The organism is Rickettsia hoogstraalii (genome assembly GCF_000825685.1).
In the GTDB taxonomy this organism is placed as follows: domain Bacteria; phylum Pseudomonadota; class Alphaproteobacteria; order Rickettsiales; family Rickettsiaceae; genus Rickettsia; species Rickettsia hoogstraalii.
In genome coordinates this window covers 784,180-805,769 of sequence record NZ_CCXM01000001.1, presented here as the reverse complement: position 1 = coordinate 805,769, position 21,590 = coordinate 784,180, and the positions used below count along the sequence as shown (strand labels likewise).

The following is a 21,590-nucleotide window of genomic DNA, read 5'->3' as shown; positions in this document are numbered from 1 at the left end:
TTACGAAGAAAAATTGCAAGTTTTGACAAAGCAATCCAGTAAAAAACACTAATTTATAGCATTTTTTATGGATTGCCGCACAGCCTACAGCTGCTCGCAATGACGATTTGGTATCCATGCAACAAAGCTAAATACCGGTGTTAGCAAAAATGGGTGAAACGAGATACAAAATTTGGAGCAAAAGATACTTCAAAGTTCCACATGTCGTTATCATAATATGATATATGTGGTATTACTATAACTTTTTCAAGTATTTTAATGATAGGTAAGGTAAATAAAATTGCATTGTGGTTTTTGCAGGATAGATTTTTCAAAGGTTCTAGATCTAATTGTTTCTTTATCATTTTATAATCTTCTAACGATAGATGAGTTACAAAACAATTTGGAGTTTCTTGATTTCTTGTGATGCAAAATCTATTATCCCAAATAACGGATTTATCTAGTAATATTTTACTTTCAGGTAATTTTTTGCCGAATTCCCTGTATATAAGTAACTCGTTTTGTATACGCTTAATTACACAGCCATGAAGGGTATTCTTAAAGTTTACGTCTTGAGTAATTAATTTCAAAATAGGTTCTACCGAATAAAAACGAGCTGCTCTAGATTGTCCGCTAATTATTATCAGTAAAAAATTAATTATTTGTACTTTCACCTCATTTGAAAACTTATCAAATTTAACTAAATCAAGAAAAGCAAAGCCATATTCAAAAATTTTGACTGCTTCGGCTATTGCTGATATTAACTCCGGTTTAAATTTATTATCCAGTAAATCATTAATTTTAAGCTGTTGTAAGATTATCTCGGCTTTAATATAGCCTTCACCTTTAGCTAATTTTTGCCTAATAATATTTCGTCTATATTTATCAGATGAATTTGACTCATCTTCAAACCACTTTATATTATGACTGACTAAATACTCTACTAATTCACTTTTTGGAATATTATATAGCGGTCTAATTATTTGTATATTATTATACCAATTAATATTACTGCTACTAAGTCCAAATATACCGCTATTACGTTCTAATCTTAAACAAAAATTTTCTACGTAATCATCTTCATGGTGAGCAGTTAAAAGTACTAATATATCGAGTTCTAGACATAGATTTGTCATCAAATCATAGCGTCCTTCTCTTGCTCTTTCTTGTAAATTGGAAAAATTATTTTGATGATCAAAAGATAAACTATAATGCTTGCGATTTAGACTATTACTGATATTTTGGATATAATGGGTCTCTTGCTTCGACTGTTCCCGTAAGTTATGATCAACCGATATAACAGATAATTCTATATTATTTTTTTCTGCCCAAATATTAGCAAGATAAAGAAGTGCTACCGAATCGCTCCCACCGGAGACTGCAACCGCTATTTTAGATAAACCAAAATTACCTATTAGATTATTGATATTATACTCAAATTTTTCATATAGCATGGTTGAAAAATATTAGTATTGTTGAAAGTTATTTTTAAGGATATCGTAGTTAATTCGGTAGTGTACAAATTATGTTATTCCCGCATAGGTGGGACGTTGTTGTATGGATACCGAACCGTCATTGCGAGGAGCGAAGCATTGTTGCAATCCAGAAAAATAATTAAAAAAATTCTGTAAATCAGAATTTTTAACTAGATTGCCGCACTCACTTCGTTCGTTCGCAATGACGATAGAAAAAATTTATGCTGACTCAGCTAAATTTTCTGAAGTTTCAGTCTTTTGTTCGCGTAAATAATCTTGTGCTTCTGATTCTGATCTTGCAACAATAACCGTAACTATAGCATTAAGCTCCGCATGGAGTCTTATTTCAACTGTATAAATTCCGGTAGATTTAATTTGTTTATCAAGAATAATATTTGAATGAGAGATATTATAAGATACATTTTCAGATAATTTATCGGCTATTTCTTTGTTAGTAACCGAACCGAAAAGTTTACCGTCATCTGATGTTTGACGGATAAAAACTAATTTTTGATCTTTAATAAGAGCATTAATTTTTTCTACTTCTTCTCTTATTTGCTTATCTTTTGCTTCAAATTCGTGTTTTTGTTTCACTATTAGCTCTTTATTAGGCTCAGTAGCTCTAATAGCTAATTTTTGCGGTAAAAGATAATTACGACCAAATCCGTCTGCTACTTTGAGCATGTCGCCAATTTTACCTAATTTTCTTACGGGTTTTATTAATATAATTTCCATGTATTATGCCTTTATTTAGCTTGAAATACAAAAGGTAATAACGCTAAAATTCTTGCAATTTTAATAGCATTATTTAGCTTTCTTTGTTTCTTTGCACAAACATTTGTGATCCTGCTTGGTAGCATTCTACCGCCTTCAGAGACAAATTTTATTAAAAGCTCAGGATTTTTATAATCAATAACAGGTGCATTAGGCACAGAAAGAGGGCATCCTTTACGTCTTCTAAAAAACACTTTTTTAGCAGTTTTATCTCCTACCTTGCGAGTAGCTGTTTCACTAGCATTATTACTTTTTAACATTCTTTAACCTTAATTCTTACAAATTTAATTATTAATCGTTACATCAATTACCGGAGTATTCTCTGTACTCTGATTTTTTAATATCGGTGAAGGTTCACTACTAATTGAATCTGCTTTAATTGTAAGAAATCTAATGATATTTTCGTTAAGCTTCATTTTTCTTTCTAGCTCTTCTTTTACATTACCAGTAATATCTAGACCTAAAAAATAATAATGTCCTTTTTTGTTATTACCGATTTTGTAAGCTAAAGTTCTTAACCCCCAATATTCTTTTTTTATTATAGTGCCATTATTATCTTTAATAATTTTAACAAAATCATCAACGATTTTATCTATATCGTTTAATGATACGTCTTGGCGTATAATAAAAACTGATTCATAAAAGCTCATGATATATAAAAATCTCCAACAAACAAACTTTAAAATAAAGCTATTTATAGCAACTAAAACTATTAAATTCAAGTATTATCTTTAAAAAATTATTATTTCTTTGTTTCTTTTTATAAAAAGTTTGCTATAAACCCTAATAAATCAGAAAATTATTACAAAAGTTTTTAATTATTTACTAAATATTAATGGAGATTAATTCAGTGTTTGATAAGCTATTACCTGAAGTTTTAATTATAGAAGAAAAAAATAAAAAAAGTGTTAATATTTCTTTAAGTAATGATATAGAGAGAGAGCAGGATTTAATATAATTAGATTAGGGCTTCAACTCTAGAAAAAGCATTAACTTATTTCTTTAGTCAGCCGCTTGCTATCATGATTATTAGTGCAGAATTACAAGAAAATCCTTTAATAACAATAAATAACGTTAGAAAAATTAATAAATTTTCTAAAACGCCTATAATATTTTTATTAACAAGCAATTAAATGTAACAGAAATAGACGATAACGTACTATTTTTTTATAAGCCCTTTTTATCTGAGCAAATAGTAGGTACTTTAAAGAGCTTATTGAGACGTTCTAAGTCAGTTTTACAGGATAATATTATTAAATTTAAGAATATAAATATTGATTTAAATACTGAAAAAGTATACAAAGACGGACTGAATATTCGCCTAGGTCCTACTGAGTTTAAAATTTTGCGACTTTTTTTTTTCAGTTTCCAAATGAAGTATTTTCGCGTCAAGAAATAATAAAATATTTATGGGAAAGTGAAGAGACCTTTAATGAACGTCTTATAGATGTTCATATAAAATAGAATTAGAGAGGCCTTAGGGAAAGACAATTTAATTATTAAAACCGTTCGTTTTATCGGTTATTGTTTAAATAAGGATAATGGTTAGGCTCTGTGAAGGAGAATTAATCTATTTTTTACTGTAAATTATAAGATTTTTTTGAGATAGGAACAACTATTACTGCAAAAATCTTATTAATTTTCGCTAAAAAATATCTAAAAATACAAATAATTTAATCCTCTTTCACATAACCTAGAATTTTGTTGTCAAAATTTTCTTTGTATTTATGCATTAAGTATGTTAATATCTATTAATTATATTTATGTATACTATAATATAATAAGATTTTATTCGTTGCCAATTTATATATTTTATAACTAAAAACTGTAAATTTTATGTTAAGTAAACTAAATAAGCCTGCTTTATTTGCTTTAATATTTTATCCTATTTTTATCATATCTCTTGTAGTTAAATATTCGTTTAATTATGGGATAGGACTAACTGAAGTTATTTTTATAATTGCTAGTTATTATATTAATAATATTACCGTTGGGATTGGTTTGCATAGATTGTGGTCTCATAATGCCTATAAAATAAATAAATATGCCGAGTTTGTCTTAATTATGCTGTCTGCAGGAACATTACAAGGACCGGCTTTATCTTGGGCATCGAATCATTATAAACATCATAGATATACGGATCAAGACCAAGATCCGCATACTCCTTTAAAATTTGACAATAAATTTTTAGGCTTTATGTGGTCTCATATAGGATGGATGCTAGTCGGAAGCGGTAGCTATAAGTCTATTGATCGTATTACTTGGGCTAAGCACGGGAAAAACAATTTATTAAAATGGCAGCTAAAATATTATTGGCAAATAGCAGCTTTTATGAATATTGTCGTGCCTTTATTTATCGGTTACTTAGTCGGCGGTACTATACAATCGGCATATGCAGGATTTTTATTTATGGGACTCGGTAGATTCCTACAGCAGCAAGCAACCTTTTGTGTTAATTCTTTATGCCACTTTGCCGGTAGTAAACAATATTACAAAGGTACCGCTGGAGATATTTGGTGGATGGCTCTATTTTTACTAGGTGAAAATTGGCATAATTACCATCATGCTTTTCCTTCAGATTATCGTAACGGTGCAAAATGGTATCATTTTGACGTTCACAAATGGATAATATTTTTAATGAGTAAAATAGGTTTAGCTTCAGAACTTGAACGTACTACAAAAGTACGTATACAGGCAAAAATGCAAGAAACTTTAAGCTATCTTAGTGAAAAACAAAAGCAAAAATTGACTTTAATGCAAACTAAAATAGATCATTTATTAGAAAATCTATGCTTAAAAATTAAAGAGCTTGAAGAATCATCTATTACTATTAAAGAACAATTTAAAAAATCTTTTGTAGAAATACAAGAATCACTTAAAAATTTAGCAGAGCAAGTAAGTTCTGCAACGCAAATAACAGAAAAACCTTCGGAAAAATTACTAAAAATAGTTAATAAAAAAATTATTGATGCCGAACAATCTATTTATAAGCTGTATAATCAATTAAATACCTTAAAGGTATCTAATTAGGCATTATTAAATAAAGATAAATATCGTCATTGCGAACGAGTCTTGTTGCGTAGCCCCGGTCGTCATTGCGAGCAGCCATAGGATGCGTGGCAATCTCATGAAATAGTAACAAACTCCTGAGATTGCCGCGTCGTTGCTAACGCAACTCCTCGCAATGACGAAAAAACTGATCCACGCAACAACACTACTTTTTTAGCCAATACCGGTTTCAATATTAAATGATAAAAATTTTAGGTATAGAATCAAGCTGTGACGATACAGCTGTTTCTATAATCACCGAAAATCGAGAAATCTTATCTAATATAATCATTTCACAAAATACAGAACATGCAGTTTTTGGAGGGGTCGTGCCTGAAATTGCTGCACGTTCTCACTTATCTAATCTAGATAAAGCATTAAAAAATGTTTTAAAAGAGAGCAACACTAAATTAACGGAAATTAGTGCAATTGCCGCAACTTCCGGTCCGGGCTTAATCGGAGGTGTTATAGTCGGTTCAATGTTTGCAAGGTCGCTAAGCAGTGCTTTAAAAAAACCATTTATTGCAATTAATCATTTAGAAGGTCATGCCTTAACCGCAAGGCTAACCGATAATATCCCTTATCCTTATTTACTCTTGTTAGCTTCGGGTGGACATTGCCAATTTGTAGCAGTTTTAGGACTCGGAAAATATAAAATCCTAGGGTCTACTATAGATGATGCCGTAGGCGAAGCCTTTGACAAAGTAGCAAAGATGCTAAACTTAGCCTTTCCTGGAGGACCTGAAATTGAGAAAAGAGCAAAACTTGGCGATCCTCATAAATATAAATTTCCAAAACCTATAATTAACAGCGGTAATTGCAATATGTCCTTTTCAGGGCTTAAAACTGCCGTGCATACTTTAATAATGAATTTGCAAGAAATTAATTATAAAGACCGTCATCATTTAGAAAGCTTCAGACAAGATGAATTTAAGGAAGAGCCTGCACAGCGTACAAAAGTACGTGAGCACAGGCGAAAGCCGCAAAATTCGCTTGTATCAAGCTTTCTAAATGATGATGTAATTAATGATATAGCGGCAAGTTTTCAGTTCACCATAGGAGAAATTCTAGGTAGTAAGGTACAGGATGCTATTAGAGCATATGAACAAATAACAAATAATTTTGATAAGAAGAATATAGTTATTGCCGGCGGTGTTGCTGCTAATAAATATTTACAAGAAATATTAAGTAATTGTGCTAAAACATATGGTTATCAGCTTATTTATCCACCTATCCGTTTATGTACCGATAATGCTGCAATGATTGCATATGCAGGACTTGAGCATTACAATAATAAGTTATTTACTCCTTTGAATTTCTGTCCAAAAGCTAGATGGAGTTTAGAGGATATCAGTAAATAAATTTTAATATTGACACTTCTTAATTTAGTAGTATGATATGTAATTACCATGAAACATGGTAATTATCTATATAAAAAAGAGGTAAGTTTATGAGCAATAACAATTATGAAAACATATACAAAGCATTTAATTGTTTTTCAGAAGCAACCAATTCTGCCTATTCAGCCGTAAATAATTTTTTAGAACTACCTAATGTATTTAATAAATATCCTACTGTTATTTCTTTAATTTTTTCTAAAACAGCAAAATTAGACTCTAATATAACCAATATAATTAAAAACGGTATTATTATATATGAGATATCAACAACCTTAATAGGTGCTGTAAATACTTTTTATAAAGATAAAAAACTAGTCGATAAAATATTAAAAGACGGACAGAATGCTATTGATAAGCTTATTGAAACAACAACTTACTTATCGCCAATAGTTACAGATATTACAAATTCTTACTTAGTTGATCCGTATAAAGAAGAAAAAACACTATTATTTGACTTACAAATTCCTAACTCTACTAGTAATGATTGTTATAAATTATTAGGTACTGAAAGTATAACATTAACTGAAATTGAATGTTATTAACTCTAAATTGACCCGAATTATGGATAAAGATTTATCCATAATTCGGTGAGTAATATTTCTTTTTTATATCAAATTATGATATCAATTTGTGAAGCATCGGATCCTAATGTATAAGTTTCCATGTCTATATCGGTATTTGTGGATACTAATTGCTCTATGTTAGAAAGCTATAGATCAAAATTACTTTTCCATGTATCATATATGATTGGCTTGTTTTTCATACTAATACATAGGGTATGATCATCCTCGTGCTTAACATTAGTTATTTCAAACTTAGTATTTGGCAATACTACTATTTCCTTTTCCCCATCGTTTAATATAATAGAAGAAATATCAGCACCTACTAGAGGGGAATTCATTTCAATTTCATATTCAATATTAATTTGATGCGGTTTTAATTCATCTGACATATGATTATTAATAATACTCTCTCTGCTCAGAAGTTGTAGACATAAACCGCTCTGTAGAATATTCATTTCCTATGTTAAATGTACCCACCTCTGATTTTTCTCTTGTTTCTCCACGCCAAATAGTAAGATTTTCAACTTGTCCTTGACTCATTTGGTATTGATCATTAGTTAGTATTACTAAAGCACGTTGCATTTCATAGGATTCTTTTGTTTTATCATACAACCTCATATAGCCGGTTTCTTTGAAATCTTTCAATGCAAAAAATTCTCTAAAAGTTATACTGTTATTATCATCTAATTCTGCTTCATTGTAAGCATCGAGATATTCTTCAAGTTCTACTCCATCTTGTTTTTTTGATTCTTCCAGCTCATTTAAGGAGTAGATTTCTTTCAATATCTCTTCTGCTGTTTCATAATCTATTTCATCGTCATTATACATAATGCTTCACACCTCCGTTCATTAGATTTTTATTGTATCTAACTTACTTATTTATCAAAGTTAGAAAGGTGGTTATAACAAAGTAATAGACTAGGCTCAAGAAAAAATTAATGAAAATCATGAATTATGCAATAATTTAGTTTTCGTACGCAGAGCTTAATCAATTATCTTTATCCTTAGTTCTTCCTTTTCTCTACCTATTTTCACGGTATTGCCGCTACTTATTTCGCCTGCTAAAATCATTTTGGCTAAGTTATTTTGTATTTCCCTCTGGATAAGGCGTTTTAAGGGTCTTGCTCCAAAGCTTGGGTCATAGCCTTTTTCGGCTAAATAATTTAAAGCAGATTCATCAAATTCAAGAATAATATTTTGTGCTAGTAAAATTTTCTTTAAGCTTTCAAGCTGTATCTTAACTATATCATGAATATTATTACGATTTAGGCGATGGAATAATATAATTTCGTCTAACCTATTTAAAAACTCAGGCTTAAATACTGCTTTTACATATTCCATAACCTCATCTTTTACTTTATATGTATCTTCGTTCTCTTTCTGATTAACGAGTATCTCAGCACCTAAATTAGAAGTTAAAACTATGATAGTATTTTTAAAATCAACTGTGATACCCTGACTATCGGTTAATCTTCCCTCATCAAGTATTTGTAGCATAATATTAAATATGTCGGGATGGGCTTTTTCAACCTCATCAAATAATATTACCTGATATGGGCGGCGTCTTACTGCTTCCGTTAACACCCCGCCTTGATCATATCCAATATAGCCGGGAGGTGCTCCTATCAGACGAGAAATAGCGTGCTTCTCCATATATTCCGACATATCTATACGAAGTATCGCATTACGGTCATCAAAAAGAAAACTAGCTAAGGCTTTGGTAAGCTCAGTTTTACCAACTCCTGTCGGTCCTAAGAATAAGAACGAACCAAGCGGACGGTTAATATCCTGAATACCTGCACGTGATCTTCTTACCGCATCACTAACACCTTTAATTGCCTCATCCTGCCCTATTACCGATTCTCGTAATTTCTGCTCCATTACAAGTAGACGCTCACGCTCACTTGATAGCATCGTATCAATTGGAATACCAGTAATACGAGAGATAATACTTGCTATATCACTTTCCGATATAATTTCTTTTAATAGCCCTTTATTATCCATACTTTCGACTTCCTGAATCTTTTTCATAATCTCAGGTATAATTCCGTATTTTAACTCACTAGCTTTAGCGAGATTAGCGTCACGCTCGGCACGCTCTAGATCGATTCTTGCTCGTTCTAACTCTTCTTTAAGTTTTTGGGCTTGCTGTAGTTTAGACTTTTCTGCTTGCCATTTAGCGTTCATATCATATGATTTAGATTCTAACTTTTCGAGTTCCTCGGTTAAATGGGTAATTTTCTTTTTAGAATGCTCGTCATTTTCTTTTTTAAGTGCTGCAAGCTCAATCTTTATCTGAATAATACGGCGATCTAGCTCGTCAAGCTCTTCAGGCTTACTTGACAATTCTATTTTCATACGGCTACAAGCTTCATCAATCAAATCAATAGCTTTATCAGGTAAATAACGATCGGTAATATAACGGTTTGATAACGTCGCTGCTGCAACTATTGCACTATCGGAAATTCGCACGGCATGATGCAGCTCATATTTTTCTTTAATTCCTCTAAGTATTGATATAGTATCCTCAACCGTCGGCTCACTCACGTAAACAGGCTGGAAACGGCGAGCAAGTGCTGCATCTTTCTCGATATATTTACGATATTCGTCTAGAGTAGTAGCACCGATGCAGTGCAGCTCACCACGAGCAAGCATCGGCTTTAGTAAATTCGAGGCATCCATAGCACCGTCGGTTTTTCCCGTACCGACTAATAGATGTAATTCATCGATAAATAAAATAATTTCACCGCTTGATTCTTTAATTTCGCTAAGCACTGCTTTAAGACGTTCCTCAAATTCACCTCGATATTTAGCTCCTGCTATTAATGCTCCCACATCAAGCTCAATAATACGGCAGTTCATAAGCGACTCAGGTACGTCCTTACTAAATATACGTTGTGCAAGCCCCTCTATTATAGCAGTTTTACCGACTCCTGGTTCACCGATCAACACAGGATTGTTTTTCATGCGTCGTGATAGTACCTGCACGGTTCTTCTTATTTCTTCATCACGTCCGATTATCGGGTCAAGCTTACCGCTTTCGGCAAGCTCTATTACATCTCTGCCGTATTTCTTTAGAGCATCGTAACTATTTTCTGCCGATTCGGTATCTGCTTTTTTGCCTTTACGAAGCTGTAAAATAGCTGCTGCTAATTTTTTACTATTAATTCCATTATTCGTTAAAATTTTACCGGCTATAGTATTATCATAAGTTAATGCTTCAAATATACGCTCTATGGTTACAAAGCTATCCCCACTGTCTTTAGCAATGCTACTAGCTTTTTCTAAAACTTTAAGAGCTTCAGCAGAAGAATAAACTTGTCCCCCTCCCTCAACCTGAACTTTTGGGATTTTATTTAGTTCTAGCTGAACTTGATCTTTTAATAAGTTTATATTACCTCCAGTATTATTAATAAGGGTTTGAATTATACCTGTTTCTTCACTTAAAAGACTAGATAATAAATGCAAAGGTAATATTTGCTGATGATCGTTTTTAGCAGCAATCGATTGGCTACTAGCTATCACTGATTTAGCATGTGCAGTAAATTTATCAATATTCATATAAATAACATATTTTAATTAATAAAGTTAAATATTTTTAACTAGACTATTTTTATATAATAATTTTTAATTAAAATAACAAGAGATGAACAACTACATATAGAATTTTATAATGCTTTCATCATTAAAAAAACAATTTGATAACGATAAGGCGTTTTTATTAAATCATACAAAAGAATTTTTAACTACATCCGGAGTAGGCGTTCCTTTAGAAACAAATAGAGCTAAAATTGAAGAAGCTGTTGAAAAAGGCAACTTTACCGAGGCATTACAGGGTTTAGAAATTTTACGTCATGAGAAAACCGGTATAAAGCTTACTAAAATTGAAGGAAAAAATGGCGAAACTTCAATATTAATACGTGACGGTCGTAACAATCCTAATGAAAAAATTGTTTTAGGCACTGAAGCTTTTGAAATGCAATATTTAAACGCTATCAGAGGAGCGATAGACATAGCAAAGACCGAAAATAAACCTGAGCTTGTGCTGAAATTAAATAAAGAAGCAGTAAAATTTATTAATAGTTTTAATGCTTTGAATATGGAAAAATCACAAGAAAATATCTCAAAAAATATGCAAACTGAGATTGACAATGTTGCTGAATTGCTAGGAACAAACGGTATTAAAAATGCTCATAAAAAATTAAATGTTGCTAAAGATTTTCAAAATTTCAATGATGAGCATTGTAATATAGTAACTTTGTCAAAAGTCACCAATGATAAGGGAAAAGAGCATATTGTAGTCGAAGCGGAAGTAGCTTTTAAAGGCTTGACAGAAGAACAAAAGCAAGAATATCAAAATAGAGAAGGTAAAAACTGGTATAATGTAATGCCTGAATGGGAGAGGAAGCTTGTTGATCAGTACGCTGATACAATTCAAAATGGTAAGCATGTTATCCCAACCCAGTTACGACAAATTGTTGGCATGAAAAATGCCTTTGAGAAAATTGGGGCAATAACTGACAAAGACGGTAAAAATTTTGAAACATTGCTTACATCTAAACATGCAGGCACATTAGCCTCGATTTCGGATGATATAGATTCTAGGCAAAAAATTACCGACTTAAATGCACGTCAAGCCCAAGAATGGACTGAAGACGGTGTTACTCTTCATACCAATACATTAAACTCAGGTCCTATAGGAGCTGGTAATGATCCCACAATTGTTGATCAGACAAAAAAATCTATGGAAAATGTCGGTGGGAAAAATACTAATACTCCTCTTAATTTATTTAGGCTTATAGGAGTAACAAATAACTTTTCAGGAGCGAGTGATACTTTAAACAAAATAGCAGAAAATTTACCGACTGAAAAAGGAATTGATGAATTAAAAGCACATATTAAACCTAGAAGCAAATTTGAACGTTTTTTTAGGATAAATAAATCTAAAGGAAATGCAGCAGAAATAATTAACAATGCAAATTTAACGGATCAGGAAAAAGAAATATTAAAAAAAGCTTTAACATTAAGAGAAAATATTGAGCAAGCAGATGTTCCTTTTAGAGTATCCTTCGAGACAAAATTTCCTTTTATATCTTTTGATAAAGAAAATATTAATCTAAATATATCAGATGTCTTAAGTAATTTAACAGAAAAAATAAGACAAAATAAACAAGAAAATAAAACCACTAGTTTAATAAATTTACCTCAGGAAGAAATATTAACAATGTGTGCTAGCGGTAAAGATAGAGAAGGGCTTAATGAACATAATAAAATATCTCAAGCAGTCTCAAAATATACCGGTATAAAAATTAACAGACATCGATAAACAATTACTTAAAAACGGTCATATTGCTCAGCAAGCAGGTAGTATTTATGCAGGCGGTGCAACAATAGGTTGTTACTGCACTAAAAAAGAAAATAAAAGAGTCATTCCAAAAAGTAGAAAAGAAGCACTTACTGCTATAATGGAGGTAACGGCTAAAACAAATAAAATTGAAGACAAAAAAAAGATGGATAAAAAGATAGATACAGAATATAAAAAAAATCATCCTAAAGAATCTATCGTAATACGCAGTGATAAGAAAGTTGTTAAACCGTTAACTAAATCGGTGTCACAACTTAAACCAAATATAACCCCACCTGTTAAATTTAATAAAAGTCAAAATTATGGAGAAATAATGTCAGAAATTGCAATTGTAACAGGCGGTACTAGAGGAATAGGTAAAGCTACCGCTTTAGAATTAAAAAATAAGGGTCTTACGGTAGTTGCTAATTTTTTCAGTAATTACAATGCGGCTAAAGAAATGGAAGAAAAATACGGTATAAAAACCAAACGCTGGAATGTTGCGGATTTTGAAGAATGTAGAAAAGCAGTAAAGGAAATTGAAGAGGAATTTAAAAAACCGGTAAGTATTCTTGTTAACAATGCCGGTATTACCAAAGATAGAATGCTACATAGAATGAGTCATCAAGATTGGAATGACGTCATTAACGTTAATCTCAATTCTTGCTTTAATATGTCTAGTAGCGTAATGGAACAGATGCGAAACCAAGATTACGGTCGTATAGTAAATATCAGTTCAATTAATGCTCAAGCAGGGCAGGTTGGACAAACTAATTACTCTGCCGCTAAAGCCGGAATTATAGGCTTTACTAAGGCCCTTGCTCGTGAAACTGCTTCTAAAAATATCACCGTTAACTGTATAGCTCCAGGGTATATTGCAACAGAAATGGTAGGAGCGGTACCTGAAGACGTACTTGCTAAAATCGTTAATAGTATCCCCAAAAAAAGACTAGGACAGCCTGAAGAAATAGCTAGGCCGTGGCATTTTTAGTTGATGAAAATGCCGGCTTTATAACAGGCGAGACTATTTCTATCAACGGCGGCCATAATATGATTTAAACAAATATAACTATAATAGATTTGAATATGAAAGAGATAGTAGACCAATTAATCTCTGAAGGAAGAGAGTTTTTAAGTAAAAACGAATATAAAGAAGCACTTAAGATATTTACCTTAATTAAACAATATAAAGGTTTTCTACATGCCTATTATTATTATGAAGGCTTCACTTACTTATGTTGGGGAGAGCATACTAATAATATAACTGAGCAACAACCCCTTTACCTTAAAGCAGTAGCTTCATTACAACAAGCAGCTCTATATACATCATCTAAGCCTAAAGATACTGATTTTTATTAGGAAAAGCTTTTTGGAAAGCAGGCAAATTAAGCGAAGCTGGTGCTGTACTTATCAAATATACACCTTGCCCGGAGCATGAGGAAGAATTTCAGAGAATTCTCAGTCAAGTAACTCCAAAACTTAATAAAACTACTAATTCACTGATGTTATCGAGAGAAAATGATTTATCTAAGAGTCAATTAATTGTAAGTAATAATAATAGCGATTATGTAACAAGAGAAGAATATAATGAATTAAAAAGCTCTATGCTTGAACTTCGTCAAGATGTTACAGAAATAAAGCTAACTATTGCAGACGTACAAAAAATATTACAATCTGCAAATATTGGGTATACTGCAGATATAAACGACCAAATTAAAGAATTGAAAAGTCATTAACCCTAAATTAGAAGAATATTATAAATGTTTTAATATGGCTTTACACAATGTATGTATTGCTGCTAGTGCCGTAAGTAGTGGCCTAGTAGTTCCTGACGCAGGGCATTTGGAACGTGTGAGTGCCTCTTCTCTTATAAAATGGGTTTGTTATCTTGGCGACATAGCAGCGTCCGGTTTTTTAAATCCTATTACCACTGCTCTAATAGCAGTTCTGCATGATGCCGGTGATAATATGTTTAACTCTAAGGAAGAAAAAAAGCTAGTAGATGTACTTACTAAATTTTGTAAAATGATTAATAAACAATCTGATATGACCATACCTGTAGCACAAGATCTACAGAAATTAGCGTTACTTTTGCTCATTTAAGGAGTGCAGAAATCACAAAACTTGATTATGCAGATACAAAAAAATAGTTTTAGTAATCTTTTTGAGACTAAACTGCCGATGCAAAGTAAATTTTTTCGTTATGATACCACAGATACCAAAGAAATGAATGATAAGCCTATAGAGAAGCAAGCGTATAAAGATGCTATTGCTTTGATTAGTTATATGTATCATAATGCAGAGGCCATATTAAGTAGTTCTAAATCGTTTTTAAACCAGATTTTAACTACTACAAAAGAGGGATTATACAAATATGGGATAATGTAATGAAAACTACTCCCGGTAATGTAGAATATGATTTATGGCAAATGGAAAAGCAAGTACCTGAATCTGAAATAATAACTGAGAAAGCAAAAAACGGACAGCTGCGAAGTGTAAAAATATCTCGCTTTTCAGTTGATTTCTCAAAACCACTTTTGGAAAAAATAGCGATTTCTTCAACCGGCGTCAGAAGAGGAGTTGAGGATTTTCTTGATCAAAAATATTTTGCTGATAAATTTACTCAAGAAGAACAAGGTTGTTTTGTCTTATTCTTAGCATACAAAATATTTAGATATGGTAATAAGGTATGCCTCGAATATTTTAGCGAGAAACAGCCGGAACTAATTACAAAAATTTTCAATGATTATCCTCATTTATTTTTTAGGAGAGAGACAATTAACATATGTATTAAAAATGAAGATGGTAGACAAAAAGCCTTAGATGCAATAAAGTCAAAATCATCGGATAAATTTTTTAAAGATTGCTCTGACACAGTATTCCCTAAGGTAGATGTTGTTGTAAATCTTACACTTGAGGAAGAACCTAAACCGAAGCACGTACCTATGAACCTGAGCTTTTATTTAACTTAGAGCTTCTATCTTTAAATATAGACGAAAATGACGAAGTACACAGCCAACAGGTAATGTAGAAGATAATAACAACTAAACAAAATGACCAGCATATACCACATTCTTGACAATGTTCCTGCTATTTATAAGCAGGACATGGAAATAGAGTATGAGCATTTGGCGATGCAATTAATTAAGTCCGGTAAATTACGGATAGATACCGATGATTGCTGCAATTTTGCAAGATTTACCGAACCTGCTCTTAATATAAGCTTGATGGTTAGTAAAGAAGAACTAACAAGCCCGCATTTAATTCCTGAAACTACCAAGCTTTTTCAAAATTTATATAGAAATTCTGCTTCAGATCAGAAAATAAAATCAATTTTCAATAATTTAAAACAGCAAATACAAAAGCTACAACCGGTTAAGAAAGAAGTAACCGAAATGTTGGCACGTCTTTTTGTTCAGTCGGCTCATCCGATCGTAATAAGGTGGCTTCTTCTTAATAAGACGGAAGTATTCCTCACCTATTCGCATAATATCGGCGATATGATGGATATGGTTAGCTGGCAACGAGTAGGCGGTAATAGCGGTATGCAAAGCACTAACGGCAAGGACGTAGCTATTTTTGTTTCATGCGGCGGTAATCCTTTTGCTGAAAACAATAAAGACTATCCTATGTACGGTAATGGCTGGCCTGCCGTTGCTAGGCTTCAGATTATCGCAGCCCAAGAGCTTGGGCATTTTGCCGACATAAAAAGAGATGATAAAGGCAGGCAAATAACTCGCCATTCGGCTAATTTTTCCGGTACTAAAGCTACCGATAAAGTACGAATTGCTAGAAAAAATGATATCATACATTGTCATAATTTGCTGGGTAAGCTCCTTAAAGCAGGCATGAAAAAGCAATTAGATTATGAAACGAAACTTAAATTTTATAATGCAAATAAAGTTAGCGGCTTAAAAGTTTATGCTATAAAATTCATGATTTTTATATATAAATTTTGGCTTTTAAATTATAGCAGTAGGAATAACCTAATATTTGTAAAAAAATTTAAAACCGATAAATATATGGCATTAATGATTGAGGCTATGTTTAAAGATATGCAAGCTAATTTATCACCAAACGCTGAAGTGTATAAAAATAAAAACCCTGAAATTGAAGAAGCTGTAGCCTGTATTGAGGCACTCGCTAGAGTACCTCAACAAGCCGTAAAATGGGGATATTTAACTACCAAAGAAACTATGCATGACCTTTATAAAATATATTATAACGAGGTTATACCTTCTTTAATTACTAGCTATAATGCTGTTACCGGTGAAAATTATAAACGTGATTTTAAAAAACCAAAAAGCAGCTTATTTTCTAAAACCAATATCTTCAGGAATAAGAAGCTAATACTGAAACCGGTTAGGGAATTATGAGCTATTTTCGTCCTACGAGCTTGTAGGCATTATTACATGGATCGTTTTATGTCATTCCCGCGTAGGCGGGAATCCAGTAAAACCTATAAAAAACTTGTTTTTTTAGGTTTATTTTATCAAATATGTAACTCCTATATTAATATTGAAGTTATTTTTCTGGATCCCCGCCTACGCGGGGAGGCATTGTTGCGTGGATCAATTTCACCTCTGTCATCCCGTGGCTTGACCACGGGATCCAGTTAAAAATACTAATAGCATTAGTATTTTTAGTTGTTTTCTGGATACCGTGGACAAGCTACTAGATTACAGCGATGGCGTTTTTTGAGCCATGCAACAACACTAGGCTGTGCGGCTTATGACGATTTGGTTTTTAGAACAATATCTTTAACTTTAATGAACCTTTGATGGCTAGTATATTTGCTGCGTAAATTACAGTTATACGTTGCAAGTAGCTCAATATTCTTATGAGCCGTAAGTAAACTTGCACCTACATTATAGCCGACTTTCGGCGTGCTACTACTTGTAGTGTTCTCAAAGTAATTATCTGCCCAAATAAATCTAGCTTTCACTTTAGGTTGCTTATTGCTAAAGCTATTTTCTACGGAAGCGTGCAATCCCTGTAGTTAAGTTACCGGATTTATCTGCAACATACATATTATTCACACCTGTACCGGTTTCGGTATAAGCATTATCTTTATATGTATTATATCTAATACCGATATTAGGCATTAAATTTATACCGTCAACAGCAGAGAATTGGTAACCGATATTACCTTCAAAACCGTAAGCTGTGCTTGTATATTTACCGCTAGCAGTCTTATAGCTGTTAGGTCCGACTGGTCTTAAATCCTTCTTGTTGATTTTACTGTTACTTGCTGAAAATATTTCTTGTAATATAAGGCTGTTACTAAATTGTTGTTGACCGTATAGAGAAATAATATCGCTTTCTGCTGATAATTTATCACCAGTGCTTGAACCTTTAAACTTAAAGTCAGAGTTCATACGGCTATATGCAATACCGACAAGACTATTTTCCCCGATGTAAAGATCACCGCCGATAGTACCGCCGGATACTGTGCCTTTATAGCTAGGATTACCTTTATATGCATCTTGATTACTTGAACCGAACGTACCGGCAATCCATAATCCTTTTTTAGTAATTATAGGGGTTTCTTCATCACCTGCCGCAACAGCTATCATAGTACCGCCTGATAAGTGATTATTAATATTAGCAGTTACTGCTTCAGCCGTAACATTTACTACACTAACCGATCTTGTTCCTTGCTCGGTTAAATGCTCTACTACTTTTTTTGCATTATCAGGTGCAACTTGAGCTAAGTTTGCTACGAATAATAATACGAATAATAAAGATTGCTCTTGCTTTGTTTTATTCACTACAACAGTATCATCGTTAGCTACTTTAGCCACTTCTTTAAGCTCAGCTTTATATTTACTAATTCCTTAGCAAGCTCTACAGCGTGTCTTTCAGGATCTTTCATAACAAGTGCAGATTTTTCTCTAATCACTTCTTTTTGTGCTTCCGCTACAAAAGTATTTTCTGTATAAGCAACGATAGTATTATTGATTGCCTCAGCTAATTTTTGCGGCTCAGGTTTTTTAACATATTCCTCAGCTACTCTTATTTCATTAGCTTGACGTTGCTGATACTCTGCTTCCAGTCTTTGCTCTTCTATTCTTCTATTATTTTCTTCGGCTATCGCTCTTTCATTAGCCTCTTGTTGTGCTAATCTTTCATTTTCATTTCTTCTTTCTTCTTCTTGCTGTTGTTGTTGCTCTCTTCTAGCATTTTCTTCACGTTCCGCTTGTAGTCTTTGCTGTCTAGCTCTTTCATTAGCCTCGCGCTGAGCTTGAGCTTGCTGCTGTTGCTGGTTCTGCTGCACTTGTTGTTGTTGCTGAACTTGCTGTTGGTTCTGTTGCACTTGCTGCTGATTTTGCTGAGCTTGACCTTGCTGGTTCTGCTGCACTTGCTGCCGATTTTGCTGAGCTTGTCTTGCCCCTGACCTTGTCCTTGCTGGTTCTGCTGAGCTTGTTGCTAGTTCTGCTGCACTTGTGGCTGACCGCCTTGCCCGTTTCCTTGTTGCTGAGCTTGTGCTTGTTGCTGCTGCTGTTGCACTTGAGCTCCTCCAAATCCTGGTAAAATTAAAGTAGCTGTACCCACATCATAACGAGATCCGACAGGAGGGAATACAACTCCTCCAACATTGATGTGTAAAACAGCTAATGCTGCTGCTTCATTAGCAGGAGGTGCTCCGTTAAAAAAGTAATATTTGCACCTGCATTATTTACAGTTGGGGCATAATTTTGAAAAATCACCCTATTTCCGGCTGAATTTATTCTAATATTATTAGACAATTCTACATTACCGGTAAAAATTAAGTCATGTCTAAGGTCAAATGTCGAGCCGTTAATGTTAGCATTTCCATCAATTGTAATAGGATTAGTATGAATATTATAAGTTCCAGCATCAAATTCAGTTCGGGCTGCATGTATATCCTTATGCAAATTATGACGATGGTTACCTGTAAATACTAATTTTTCAATCCTTTTATTTAATGCACCGACACCATAAATATCAGGAGTATTTACAAAAGTTACTTCACCTCTATTAATTTTAGAGGTATTTATATCACCGGTAAAATCTTTATGAAATTTTACTTTACCGTAATTCGTAAATTCTAAATTACCTGTATGTATTACATTACCACCTCCATTACGACGTTGCATATCAAGCTTTTCGTGAAACTCGACATCATTAGCTGCTACTTTAATGTTCTTAGCATATACATCGCTTTTAAATTCAGTTTTCTTACCTCTAGCAATTTCTATTTCAGCAACTCTTTCATTTGCTCCCCCTATATCATTATAAAAAGTTATAGCATTCTTTGTATTACTTTTTATTTGAATTCTACCGGTGTTATCATTCATATTTCCAAAAAGATCGGTTGCAATACCTGTCCTTACTGTAATATTTTGTTTAGAAGCATCTATAATTAGTTTTGAATTTGCTTCTAACTCAATATCTGAAGCATAAATATCAGATTTTAATGTAACTGTTTTATTATCTTTTATAAGTAGTCCGGTAATTCTATGATCTTGATTACCGCTAAACCCTATAGCTTTATTAAAAACAATATCATTATTTGCTTCTATATACCCAGCATTATTAGTCCGAGCATATATTTCAGCATCTACCGTAATAGGATTTTGAAAAATTATTTTACTCTAACCACCACCTAATATAATGGAATCAACAGCACTAATATCATTACCGGTAATAGTTAATTTAGCATTGCTTGCACCCTGTCCAACTATCCCTATTTCTTGAAGCTCGAGTTGTATTGCTGCATTTGCATTACCATATACTAATGGTTGACCTAGAGCATCTCTGCCGGCATTTCTATAGAGAACACCGTTATCATTAATAAGATTGTTTATACTCACTACACGATCTACTCCAAAATGAGGAGCAATTATAACATTGCTTCTATAACCAAAGTTATTAATATCTCCTAAATTAATATCGTTATTAATCTCAACGTTATGTGGACCTGATAAAATAATGTTATCACCACCTCGTGGATTATGTAAGTTACCATTATTACTACGCCAAAGATTTATACTTGCAGTAAAAGCAGTATTAGGGTTTCTAGGATCACGCATGTCAGGAACAGGAACAATATTCGCTGCAAAACCTTCCATGCTTGCAAGTAGCCCGATACTATTGCGTAGATACCAAAACCGTCATTGCGAGGAGCGAAGCGACGTGGCAATCCAGAAAAAGATTAAAAAAATTCTGTAAATCAGAATTTTTTACTGGATTGCTTCGTCGAATTACGTAGTAATTCTTCTCGCAATGACGGAAAACCGGTCCACGCAACAACGCCACGCGGGAATGACATAATAGCTATGAAGTAACATCCTATTCATCATCTATATTAGAAAGCTCATCTTGTAATTCTTGAGAAAATATATCCTCATCATCGTTAGAATCATTTGATTTCTTAAGGGAGTTTTTGAAATTATTTAAGTCTTTATTTTCAAATATTTCAATAGATTTTAAAGTCTCGTTTGGAATTATAACTATAATATTTTTACTTAATTCATCTAAATAATCAGTGGTGACGGAAACTTTCAGCACTCCTCCATATTTGCTTTGTTTGCTACTTACTACAAAATCTTCTAAAGATTTACTTTTAAAATAGTTTTCAGAAGTAAAGATTATTGTTATAAAAAATAGTACTAACGAGATAATAGTACCTACGGCAAATCCTGCTAATAGCCCTAAGAATCTGTCAATAAAACCGTTTCTCATAAACGAAATTATAGCAAGAAATTTATAAACTATAAAAACACATAAAATTAAAGAAACAACATAAGATATAACACCGGCAATAATTATTCTTATAACCTCATTCTCCATATATTTCCCGATTAGTTCAGAAATATACGGATATAAGAAATATCCTAACATTATAGAAGTAATAAAACCGAGTATTCTAGTTGAAAACCCGATTATACCTTGATATAAGCCGAAAAATGAGAAAAGAGTAATAATAGCAAAAATAGTAATATCAAAAAATGTGATCATTATTGTTAACTTCTATTGAATA

The 21,590-nt window shown here is 32.7% G+C and carries 23 protein-coding genes and 3 pseudogenes; 13 read left to right on the top strand and 13 right to left on the bottom strand.

Going from position 1 to position 21,590, the window contains the following annotated elements:
- Positions 1-140: 140 nt before the first annotated feature.
- From tilS to rpsF, 4 genes are all read right to left on the bottom strand, one after another.
- On the bottom strand, positions 141-1,433 hold the full coding sequence (gene tilS, locus BN1174_RS04285) for a tRNA lysidine(34) synthetase TilS (protein ID WP_040256766.1): 1,293 nt from the start codon (positions 1,431-1,433) through the stop codon (positions 141-143).
- A gap of 240 nt (positions 1,434-1,673) precedes the next feature.
- Complete coding sequence (gene rplI / locus BN1174_RS04280; protein ID WP_040256764.1) at positions 1,674-2,189, bottom strand: 50S ribosomal protein L9; 516 nt, start codon at positions 2,187-2,189, stop codon at positions 1,674-1,676.
- A gap of 11 nt (positions 2,190-2,200) precedes the next feature.
- Positions 2,201-2,488, bottom strand: coding sequence for a 30S ribosomal protein S18 (gene rpsR / locus BN1174_RS04275; protein ID WP_010420625.1), 288 nt, complete (start codon positions 2,486-2,488; stop codon positions 2,201-2,203).
- Between the two features lie 24 nt (positions 2,489-2,512).
- Entirely contained in the window at positions 2,513-2,878 is a 366-nt protein-coding gene (gene rpsF / locus BN1174_RS04270; RefSeq protein WP_040258023.1) for a 30S ribosomal protein S6, read from the bottom strand.
- Positions 2,879-3,063: 185 nt separating this feature from the next.
- On the opposite strand from rpsF, the gene BN1174_RS12290 reads away from it, so the two are divergent.
- The 5 genes from BN1174_RS12290 (at position 3,064) to BN1174_RS04250 (ending at position 7,218) form a co-directional block, all read left to right on the top strand.
- The gene (locus BN1174_RS12290; protein WP_269378917.1) at positions 3,064-3,186 is read left to right on the top strand and encodes a hypothetical protein; all 123 of its coding nucleotides are present in this window, start codon (positions 3,064-3,066) and stop codon (positions 3,184-3,186) included.
- Between the two features lie 437 nt (positions 3,187-3,623).
- The gene (locus BN1174_RS11725) at positions 3,624-3,692 is read left to right on the top strand and encodes a hypothetical protein (RefSeq protein WP_331370594.1); all 69 of its coding nucleotides are present in this window, start codon (positions 3,624-3,626) and stop codon (positions 3,690-3,692) included.
- Between the two features lie 372 nt (positions 3,693-4,064).
- Positions 4,065-5,258 carry a fatty acid desaturase gene (locus tag BN1174_RS04260; protein WP_040256761.1) on the top strand — a complete coding sequence of 398 codons (1,194 nt, stop codon included), beginning with the start codon at positions 4,065-4,067 and terminating at the stop codon, positions 5,256-5,258.
- A gap of 218 nt (positions 5,259-5,476) precedes the next feature.
- A complete protein-coding gene (tsaD, locus tag BN1174_RS04255) occupies positions 5,477-6,637 on the top strand; it encodes a tRNA (adenosine(37)-N6)-threonylcarbamoyltransferase complex transferase subunit TsaD (RefSeq protein WP_040256759.1) in 1,161 nt (386 codons plus the stop codon).
- Positions 6,638-6,726: 89 nt separating this feature from the next.
- Complete coding sequence (locus tag BN1174_RS04250; RefSeq protein ID WP_040256756.1) at positions 6,727-7,218, top strand: DUF5424 family protein; 492 nt, start codon at positions 6,727-6,729, stop codon at positions 7,216-7,218.
- A gap of 167 nt (positions 7,219-7,385) precedes the next feature.
- Here BN1174_RS04250 and BN1174_RS04245 read toward each other — a convergent pair whose 3' ends face one another.
- From BN1174_RS04245 to clpB, 3 genes are all read right to left on the bottom strand, one after another.
- The gene (locus BN1174_RS04245) at positions 7,386-7,628 is read right to left on the bottom strand and encodes a hypothetical protein (protein WP_197062043.1); all 243 of its coding nucleotides are present in this window, start codon (positions 7,626-7,628) and stop codon (positions 7,386-7,388) included.
- Positions 7,629-7,635: 7 nt separating this feature from the next.
- Positions 7,636-8,067 carry a hypothetical protein gene (locus BN1174_RS04240; protein WP_040256750.1) on the bottom strand — a complete coding sequence of 144 codons (432 nt, stop codon included), beginning with the start codon at positions 8,065-8,067 and terminating at the stop codon, positions 7,636-7,638.
- Positions 8,068-8,223: 156 nt separating this feature from the next.
- Complete coding sequence (gene clpB, locus BN1174_RS04235) at positions 8,224-10,800, bottom strand: ATP-dependent chaperone ClpB (protein ID WP_040256749.1); 2,577 nt, start codon at positions 10,798-10,800, stop codon at positions 8,224-8,226.
- A gap of 112 nt (positions 10,801-10,912) precedes the next feature.
- Between clpB and BN1174_RS11720 the strand changes: the two genes are divergently transcribed.
- The 8 genes and pseudogenes from BN1174_RS11720 to BN1174_RS04185 all read left to right on the top strand — a co-directional run bounded on the left by BN1174_RS11720 (position 10,913) and on the right by BN1174_RS04185 (position 16,959).
- Complete coding sequence (locus BN1174_RS11720; RefSeq protein WP_231555795.1) at positions 10,913-12,565, top strand: hypothetical protein; 1,653 nt, start codon at positions 10,913-10,915, stop codon at positions 12,563-12,565.
- A 352-nt stretch (positions 12,566-12,917) separates the two neighbouring features.
- A pseudogene (locus BN1174_RS04215) lies at positions 12,918-13,642 on the top strand (SDR family oxidoreductase).
- A 27-nt stretch (positions 13,643-13,669) separates the two neighbouring features.
- Complete coding sequence (locus BN1174_RS11715; protein WP_231555794.1) at positions 13,670-13,942, top strand: NinB/YbcN family protein; 273 nt, start codon at positions 13,670-13,672, stop codon at positions 13,940-13,942.
- A 143-nt stretch (positions 13,943-14,085) separates the two neighbouring features.
- Positions 14,086-14,319, top strand: coding sequence for a hypothetical protein (locus BN1174_RS10820; protein WP_197062042.1), 234 nt, complete (start codon positions 14,086-14,088; stop codon positions 14,317-14,319).
- Positions 14,320-14,353: 34 nt separating this feature from the next.
- Positions 14,354-14,686: a hypothetical protein gene (locus tag BN1174_RS04200; protein WP_231555793.1), complete on the top strand. Its 333-nt coding sequence runs from the start codon at positions 14,354-14,356 to the stop codon at positions 14,684-14,686.
- Between the two features lie 27 nt (positions 14,687-14,713).
- Complete coding sequence (locus tag BN1174_RS10815) at positions 14,714-14,971, top strand: hypothetical protein (protein ID WP_231555792.1); 258 nt, start codon at positions 14,714-14,716, stop codon at positions 14,969-14,971.
- 129 nt (positions 14,972-15,100) lie between these two features.
- A pseudogene (locus tag BN1174_RS07890) lies at positions 15,101-15,631 on the top strand (hypothetical protein).
- Between the two features lie 5 nt (positions 15,632-15,636).
- Positions 15,637-16,959 (top strand): DUF2748 family protein, encoded by a 1,323-nt coding sequence (locus BN1174_RS04185; protein WP_040256747.1) that lies wholly within the window; start codon positions 15,637-15,639, stop codon positions 16,957-16,959.
- Between the two features lie 353 nt (positions 16,960-17,312).
- On the opposite strand, the pseudogene BN1174_RS04175 reads toward BN1174_RS04185, so the two are convergent.
- From BN1174_RS04175 to BN1174_RS04155, 6 genes and pseudogenes are all read right to left on the bottom strand, one after another.
- A pseudogene (locus BN1174_RS04175) lies at positions 17,313-18,354 on the bottom strand (autotransporter outer membrane beta-barrel domain-containing protein).
- Positions 18,355-18,374: 20 nt separating this feature from the next.
- Complete coding sequence (locus BN1174_RS11705; protein ID WP_231555789.1) at positions 18,375-18,944, bottom strand: hypothetical protein; 570 nt, start codon at positions 18,942-18,944, stop codon at positions 18,375-18,377.
- A 68-nt stretch (positions 18,945-19,012) separates the two neighbouring features.
- The gene (locus BN1174_RS12285; protein ID WP_269378911.1) at positions 19,013-19,138 is read right to left on the bottom strand and encodes a hypothetical protein; all 126 of its coding nucleotides are present in this window, start codon (positions 19,136-19,138) and stop codon (positions 19,013-19,015) included.
- 59 nt (positions 19,139-19,197) lie between these two features.
- Positions 19,198-19,905, bottom strand: coding sequence for a hypothetical protein (locus tag BN1174_RS10810; RefSeq protein ID WP_052454735.1), 708 nt, complete (start codon positions 19,903-19,905; stop codon positions 19,198-19,200).
- Between the two features lie 297 nt (positions 19,906-20,202).
- The gene (locus tag BN1174_RS04160; protein ID WP_040256745.1) at positions 20,203-20,679 is read right to left on the bottom strand and encodes a hypothetical protein; all 477 of its coding nucleotides are present in this window, start codon (positions 20,677-20,679) and stop codon (positions 20,203-20,205) included.
- 220 nt (positions 20,680-20,899) lie between these two features.
- A complete protein-coding gene (locus tag BN1174_RS04155; RefSeq protein ID WP_040256743.1) occupies positions 20,900-21,568 on the bottom strand; it encodes a CvpA family protein in 669 nt (222 codons plus the stop codon).
- Positions 21,569-21,590 lie beyond the last annotated feature (22 nt).